This is a genomic window from Paenibacillus sabuli, from assembly GCF_014705605.1.
GTDB lineage: Bacteria > Bacillota > Bacilli > Paenibacillales > Paenibacillaceae > Paenibacillus_D > Paenibacillus_D sabuli.
The window spans coordinates 41,801-49,412 of sequence record NZ_JACXIZ010000053.1 but is presented as its reverse complement, the minus strand read 5'-3'; the positions used below and the strand labels follow the sequence as shown (position 1 = coordinate 49,412).

General features: G+C 50.2%; 7 protein-coding genes and 1 pseudogene. 7 read left to right on the top strand and 1 reads right to left on the bottom strand.

Annotated elements, in window-relative coordinates; genetic code table 11:
• Nucleotides 1-92: 92 nt before the first annotated feature.
• A pseudogene (locus IDH44_RS23170) lies at nucleotides 93-953 on the bottom strand (IS1634 family transposase); the annotation flags it as partial.
• A 389-nt stretch (nucleotides 954-1,342) separates the two neighbouring features.
• On the opposite strand from IDH44_RS23170, the gene IDH44_RS23165 reads away from it, so the two are divergent.
• From IDH44_RS23165 to IDH44_RS23135, 7 genes are all read left to right on the top strand, one after another.
• Nucleotides 1,343-1,624 (top strand): hypothetical protein, encoded by a 282-nt coding sequence (locus IDH44_RS23165; RefSeq protein WP_190921208.1) that lies wholly within the window; start codon nucleotides 1,343-1,345, stop codon nucleotides 1,622-1,624.
• A gap of 24 nt (nucleotides 1,625-1,648) precedes the next feature.
• Nucleotides 1,649-2,200, top strand: a complete 552-nt coding sequence (locus tag IDH44_RS23160; RefSeq protein WP_190921207.1) for a hypothetical protein — start codon at nucleotides 1,649-1,651, stop codon at nucleotides 2,198-2,200.
• 156 nt (nucleotides 2,201-2,356) lie between these two features.
• The gene (locus IDH44_RS23155) at nucleotides 2,357-2,956 is read left to right on the top strand and encodes a hypothetical protein (RefSeq protein ID WP_190921206.1); all 600 of its coding nucleotides are present in this window, start codon (nucleotides 2,357-2,359) and stop codon (nucleotides 2,954-2,956) included.
• Complete coding sequence (locus IDH44_RS23150) at nucleotides 2,953-3,198, top strand: hypothetical protein (RefSeq protein ID WP_190921205.1); 246 nt, start codon at nucleotides 2,953-2,955, stop codon at nucleotides 3,196-3,198. The genes IDH44_RS23155 and IDH44_RS23150 overlap by 4 nt, the downstream gene beginning before the upstream one ends.
• A 92-nt stretch (nucleotides 3,199-3,290) precedes the next feature.
• Nucleotides 3,291-3,626, top strand: coding sequence for a hypothetical protein (locus IDH44_RS23145; RefSeq protein WP_190921204.1), 336 nt, complete (start codon nucleotides 3,291-3,293; stop codon nucleotides 3,624-3,626).
• Between the two features lie 460 nt (nucleotides 3,627-4,086).
• Nucleotides 4,087-5,835, top strand: a complete 1,749-nt coding sequence (locus IDH44_RS23140; RefSeq protein WP_190921203.1) for a sensor histidine kinase — start codon at nucleotides 4,087-4,089, stop codon at nucleotides 5,833-5,835.
• 83 nt (nucleotides 5,836-5,918) lie between these two features.
• A complete protein-coding gene (locus IDH44_RS23135) occupies nucleotides 5,919-7,586 on the top strand; it encodes an extracellular solute-binding protein (protein ID WP_190921202.1) in 1,668 nt (555 codons plus the stop codon).
• Nucleotides 7,587-7,612: the final 26 nt, after the last annotated feature.

Below are 7,612 nucleotides of genomic sequence, written 5' to 3'. Positions count from 1 at the left end.
GGTGGCTCTCACGATTAACATCGTGGCTCTAATTCGTTAACACGGTGGCTCTCACTCATTAACTCAATGGCTCTCTGGCACCGAAATACTCACTCCTGCGGCCGAACGGTCACGTCCACCTGATGAAACCGGGGCAATTGCTCGGCCCGGAAGGCTTCGGCGGCTTGCTCCGCATCGGCTTGGCAATGAAACGGCGTTTGGGCGGCTTCCTTGACGACTTGCTTTAGCCGGTCGCATTCGGTCTCCCGCTCGCGGGTTAACGTGTTTTCCTTTTTCTTGTCCAGCGCACTGGAATCCACGACGATCAGGCGGAGCGCATGGCCCTCATGCTCGGCTTCCGCAGCCAACCAGCGATACGCAGCGCCTGCCTTGGACGAGACGAACGATACCTTCTCCGACCAGGCTGCATCCGGTGCATCGGCAGAAGCCAGTGCCGCTTTGACGATCTTCAGTTGGTTGGGCGCGCGGGTCAAGAGGTAGGCGTTCGCGCTTTTTGCGGCATCGAGGGTCGACTTGCTCATCGCCGCCGAATCGGCGACATAAACGAAATCGTCCAGCTTTACGGTAGCGCATTGCGCATGGAGCTTCTCCAGCACATCCGGATTCCAGGTTTTGTCTGAGGTGTTCCCGTCGTGCACGTCGCCATAAAGGGGGATCCCGTCGGCGTTACCGATCAGCCCGAACTGGATTTGCTTCGCGCCCCGCCGGTCACGGCTGTATCCTTCGACAATTTGCAGCGCCTTGCTCGGTTTCGTGTAGGCCCCGTAGACGGACATACTCGTTGTGTCGCCGTGAAACACTCGCATGGGGATGCGTTCGTGTTGGTACACGTGCAGTTGGAAAGCAGAGTAGACCTGATGAATATCCGCTGCATACAAGCGATCCAGATGGCGTCCGAGCGCGTCATCATTGAACCAGGAGGCCTGCAAGCCGAGACGGAGCAGTTGATCCAAATGCTGTATATGGACAGTTATTCGCGGCCTTAATCGCTTATGTCCTTCTCCAATGGTTGTACAACAGCACACAGTCGTGCATCATAAAGTGCAAATCGATCGCGCTCGTTTCTTTCGTGCGCCAGTTCCTTCTTGGTCAGCTTTCTCCCGGATGGCGAGTCGCGATTTCCTTACTGCTGGATCGTGGCAAACTTAATAGTGTCCTAATAATTGGTTAATTCACACGTCTGCAGTCGGACGATATTTTATATGCGAAGACGTTTGGAGATACCAGCCTGTTCATCGTAAGAGGAGGGTTTAACCAATCCCTCGTTGAAGTCGAAAGAAAGTGGAACATATTATATAAAGTAAATCGGACGATAGAATTTCACGCAAGTGGGACAGGAAAAATGAATCGAACGTGGTCAAGCTCGTCGAACGCCAATCATCAATACGAAACCATAATAGCCGCTGAAATTTTGGATCCTGCTATAAAGAAAGTCATTTTAAGCAATGACGATATGTCGCTTACTACGAGAGATGAAATCAAGGAGAGCGCAACCTTTTTTCGAGAATTGGCTGTAGAAGACGGTTATGTGGTGCATTACGAAGTAACGGATGCTGACGATACAACAGCCTATGTTTTCCGTTTAGTTGACGAAGTGGGCAATATTGTCTACACGGGGCGCTGAGGTTTAGGAAGGATGGGATCGCGAATGTACAAGAACCGACGAACAGGGCTGCTGGTCCTCCTGCTCGTCCTACTCGTAGGCGGCATTTTATTTTTGGTGAAAACAAACAAAAATGATCCGGGAAAAATGGAGATCATTGAGCAATATTTGTGGGATACCTACAAAACAAAAGGGGAATTAAAAGCGTTTGATACGCAACATCATCTGGGCTATGCAAGCATTGCATTCGCTCCAATCTCCAGTCCCCAAGAAATCGGGTTTGCCGTTTTAACGAAGGATCCCCATTCAACCGTTGACGTGGTATACGCGACTCCGTTTAAGAAGCTGATCAAACGAGGACTCGACATTTATGTGAAAGATAGCGACCTGCGTGATGCGGATAACGAATTCGCAAGCTATAAAGTCGTATTGAGCTCAAATCCAAATTTACATGAAATTCGGGTTACGCTTGGGGGCGAACCACCCAAGGTCATTGAGGTAAATGAAAACCCGTCTATGACATGGATTGAACTTCCTCGCGCATACACTTCTGCCGAGTATCGCTTCTATGATCATGAGGGTCAAGTTATTCGGTAGCTCATTCCTGCATCATCAGCAGGTGCATGGCAATTCACGAAGCGTTGCCTGCCAAGTTTTTTAAAAGAGCGCCTGAGGATGCGCGGCCATCAACCAACGAGGGAGGCCAAGTCTATCATCCTACTGGGAGTCAGATCGAAACAAGGAATATTGCTCATGGTCGTAGTGTGCGTTTGTCTTGCGGTAGCCCTGGTGTTCATCTATCGGGCCTCGCAGGAGGAAGGCCTTTCGCACGACATCACTGTGAATGAAGGGATCAAACAAATAGAGACGTTCCAAATAAGCTCGGACTCGGTGGAGGTGCATACATCTGCCGAAGGGACGATATACAGTGGAGAAAACCGCGACGGTCGGGCGCACGCCAAAATTGTCGCCTCCCTAACCGTCGATCCTAAAGATTGGGGCGGGGTGGCGTTTTATATGCCTGCTTCCTGGTACGTCGTCGACATGACAAGTAGCTACCCGGAAGAAGTGCCGCAACGGAATCCCGAGGATGAGGTTGCAGTCTGGACGAATGAAAATTCGAGCAGACCGTGGAGCGGGTGGATCGAAATCGGACGCGACCGCAGTTATCGTCTTACTGGCGGCGGCACCGGCACAGTGGTGATCGAATTGGTGTCGGAGCAGCCGGTGCCGGGTGTCGCTTATGTCACGGTTAGTGTGGGCACCGACAAGCGCAACGGTTATCGCGTGCAAGGGACGGATTCGATCCAAGTTCCAATTTGGGATTCAACTTCGGGAGGTCATGAAGAATGAATCGGTACACATTTTATATCGCGATGTCCATTTTTTGTCTTCTCTTTCCAATTGGCCTCTGGTTATATGCGGAATGGGATGCGCAGCGGCCAAAGACGGGACCGGTGGGTGACGGGAGCACGTCAGTGACGCTGATCCAAGTGCTGCCCGCGATTGGCACGTTTATATTGGGCGTGCTAAATCTACCCGTGGCAATTGTGCGCTACCGCAAATATAAGGCGCGTCAACGTAAGGACTTGTAATCAATAAATTAATCCAACCCGCCCGGCACGATTGGCGGCATACGGAAACCATACAAGGCAGGTATTTCGATCATAGGAGGGGGGGGATTCAAGTGCAGGGAAGAGTAGCGGCTATGCTTCTTGCCTTGTTGCTGGGCCTGTTCGTGGTAACCGGTTGCAGCCAGGCGCCAGGGAGCTACGCTTCGCTGCTGATGGTTGGCGGGCAATTGTATATTGGCAAAGAAATCTTGTCCCCGTCTGCTCCTCAGGCGCGCGGCACCCAATCCGCGGGGGCGATCCGCACGCAGGTGGCGCCGGAGACGATGCCAGATACCCAGCTTGCGTCCAATGCGCTGCCGGTCGGCACGCAATTGTACATCACGGAAGAAGGCGAGCTGTTGGCGCGCCTGCCGGATGGTCGATACCGGGCGTTTGTGCCGAAACGATGATCAGCTCTCTTTCTCGTATACGGCCTATGGCGACCTGACGCTCAAGGGCCGCGAAGGGCAGCCGACGATGGAGGTGGTGGAGGCGCCGCCCGCAGACGAGCAGCTGGATCGCAAGTTTCACGGTCATCAAGGGGTTTTTAGGATTTATTTATGAACCGAGCCACGTGCGATGAATCGCGCGTGGCTCGGTTCGTTCGTGGCGATTTGGCTGATACAGATCGAGCAGTGATTGCAACGCTAACGTTCAATCGTGCCGACCCGTCGTCACCGCCTCTGTAAAGCCGAGATGACTGCTCGCTCATACACGCAAATGCCTTGGCGACGGTTGCTGCCGATTGCTCCAAGCGAAGAAAATTTAATCAGTAGTATGATGAAAATGGCCAAGAGCCGATCCTAATGGTAGGATTGGCTGGATAGCATGTCGGATTTTGAATAGGGCGGGACAGGAAAGGGGATCAATATGCGAAGGCATGTGAACATTTTCAATAAAATCATCGTGATGATTATTCTGTTACTCATTCCCATCGTGATTTTGCATGCGTATTCCAACCAGGTGAGCAAAGAGGTAGTCAGACAAGAGATCATGGAGTCGAACCGCAGCAGGCTCTCCTTCTTCGTCAGTCAACTGGATACGACGGTAGAGCAGTTCTCGACAGTGGCGTTTATGCTCATGGAGGATCCAGATGTGATTAAGTTTCAAGATCGGCTCAATACGTCGTCGTTGTTCAATCAGGTCCAGACGATGGAAAGTTTGCAGAGCAAAATACATCTTCAAAGCAATGTCCGTAACTGGGCCAATGACATTGTCTTATATTTTCCCCAAATGGATGAAGCCATTTATTCGGATCAGCTTCATTCATATGATAGGGATTACTTTAATAGCCATCTATTGTCGAACCAGTGGAGCTACAGGCACATGAATTGGAACGGACGTGAAGAGGACCGGTTTGTGTGGCACACGGTGACACCGCTGCATCTCCGGCAGGACATTACCAAGGCGAACTTGGTGATAGAGGTCAATTTTCCAACCCGCAACATTACCAATATGCTGGCGCAGTTTCAGCAAGGAGGCATCGGGGCGACATTTCTTTATCACCCTGATGGTGAGCCGATTGCGGATAAAGATGCTGATATACGGCGTATTGCACGTGTGGCCGAGCAACTGCACACGGAGCAGCTCGGCACTTCCGGTAATATTCAGATGACGGTTGCCAATCAGAAATATTTGCTTAGTTATCAAGAATCTGAGCAGTTAGCCGGATGGTATCTGATTGATTATAAACCGTTGGACCACATTTTTCTGCCTATTCGCCGAACTGGAACGTTGTTTTTTGTTTCCACAACCTTGCTTTGCTTGATGAGCTTTTTGGCTGCGTTTCTGCTATATCGCAATGTGCAACGCCCGATTTTTCATCTTACCCGCAGTTTGCAGCAGATGAAGGCAGGGGATTATTCGGTGCGGCTGAATATGAAGACTAACAATGAATTTTCTTTTCTCATTCAACGTTTCAACGCTATGGTTGAACAAATTCAAGAATTGATTGAACGGGTTCTTGCTGAAAGAATTCGGGTGAGGGAATCCCATTTGAAGTTGCTGCAATCGCAAATCAATCCTCACTTTTTGTACAACAGCTTTGCCTTTATTCAAAATATGGCGCATCTCCGCAAATATGAACCGATCATCGCTATGACACAAAATTTGAGTGGATATTACCGCAACACAACGCGGGTCGAGAATCAATGGGTCAGTCTGGGGGAAGAAATCGCAATTGTTACGCAATATTTAACGATTCAACAAATGCAATTGCATCGGTTTCGCTATTCGATCGCGATCCCGCCTACGCTCATGGATATGAAGGTTCCTAAGTTATTTTTGCAGCCAATTGTCGAAAATGCGGTTGTGCATGGGATTGAGAGCCAGCTGTCGGAAGGGCAGATCAAACTATCAGCCAAGGAGAACGAGAAGGCATATGTATTTACCGTAGAGGACAGCGGGCCGGGATTGTCGCCGGAGCAAATTCGGATGCTGGCACTGAAAATAGTCGCGCCGTTGTCGGAAGAAGTGGGGTGTGGCTTGTGGAATGTCCACCAGAGGTGCTTGTACAAGTACGGCGAGGGATCCGGTGTCAGTTTCGATATCTCGGATCTTGGCGGGCTGCTTGTGCGCATTACGATGGTCAAGCCATCCCAAGATAACGATGTGGTATAACCTTAACAGGTTTGTATGTTGACGGAATGAAATGGATCCTATAATAAAAGTATAAAAATTCAATGGATGAAGGGGACGGCAAAATGCGCGTATGGACCAAATCAAGGATCTGCTTCGCAGCAATGATGGCTCTTGTTCTTGTTGGAATGACAGCGTGTTCAGGAAATCAATCGGGATCGGAAGGGGAAGATGGGCCGATCGTTATCACGGTGGGTGGGCTCTCGGATTCAACCGTCGAATTCAAGGACGGCGAGGACCTGGAAGACAATGTGTATACACGCTGGTTAAAAGAAGAAAAAAATATCGATTTGCAATATGAGTTCGTCGTCAGTAAGGCGGAGGACTATGCGACCAAGCTTCGCTTGGCCCTCTCCAGCGGCAGCCGGCTACCGGACGTGATCTGGCCGAATACGATTGAGCTGGCGCACGAACTGATTGAATCTGGAAAAGTTAAAGCGATCGGCGATGATATCGAGCAATATGCCTCGCCTGAGCTCAAACAATTGTATGAAGAGCACCCTGAACCGTTTGCGTCGCTAAGCAGGGACGGGAAAGTATATGGAATTCCGGGGTATTCCAGCATGACAGGCGGTACGGTGATTTGGATTCGACAGGACTGGCTGGATCATGTGGGACTGGAAGCGCCGAAGACTATGGATGAGATGGAACGAGTGCTTGATGCTTTCACCCATGAAGATCCGGACCAGAACGGGAAGGATGATACGTTCGGATTGGCCCTGGCATTAAAAAACTCCTATAACGACTGGATGGCGACGGCGGATTGGATCTTTGGCGCCTATGGCGACAATTTGTCCGGACACTGGGTTGAAGGAGAGGGCGGCAATCTGGTGTATGGCGGGGTCCAGCCTTCGGTGAAGGAAGCGTTGGGGACGATGAACCGTTGGATGGAAAAGGGTTATATTGACCCGGAGGCAGGCATTAAGGATGCAAATAAAGCCGGTGACGCTTTTGTAAACGAGAAGGCCGGTGTGATTGCCGGACCGTATTGGATGGGCGCTTTTCCGTTGGAAAACTTGGCGGCCAACAACCCGGGGGCCAATTATGTGCCACTTCCATTGCCGGCGGGGCCGGACGGACAGATTGGACGTGCTTGGACCAACAAAATGGAAAGCATGATTTTGTTCAGCTCGGAATTTAAGCATATGGACGCTTATTTTGATGTGTTGAACGAAATGTCAGGATTCTCCTTTGGCGATGAATCTTCCCCGTTCTACAAAGGCTTTTTCAACGGCTATGATTATGTGGAATATGACGGAAAAACGTATTATAAAAAAGAGGAGATCATCGAGCATGTGCCGGAAGAACAATGGCCGAAATCGGACGGAGGCTTCATCAATGTGCAGAAATATTTTTCTCTGACAGGAGACCTGGAGCATCCGTACATGTTTGACGAACCTTTGCTGAAATTTAGTGAAAACCCGGAAGCCGAGCCTGCCAATCCGATTGAAAGCACGGTAGTCAAGTGGGGTAAATATCACTGGAACGCAGGAGCTGTGCGCATCTCGCAAAATGAACACACCATCGTCAATGCATTCACCGGATTGCCGACGGAAACCATGATGACCCGCTCAGAATTGATGGATAAATTGGAGTCGGAGGCATATAGCAAAATTATTTATGGCGAGCAACCGCTTGATTACTTTGATACCTTTGTTGAAAATTGGAAAAAAAGTGGCGGGGAGCAAATGACGCAAGAAGTCAACGCATGGTACGAATCGACGCGTCCGTAAGCAAAGGAGGGGACGCCAGGGGGACA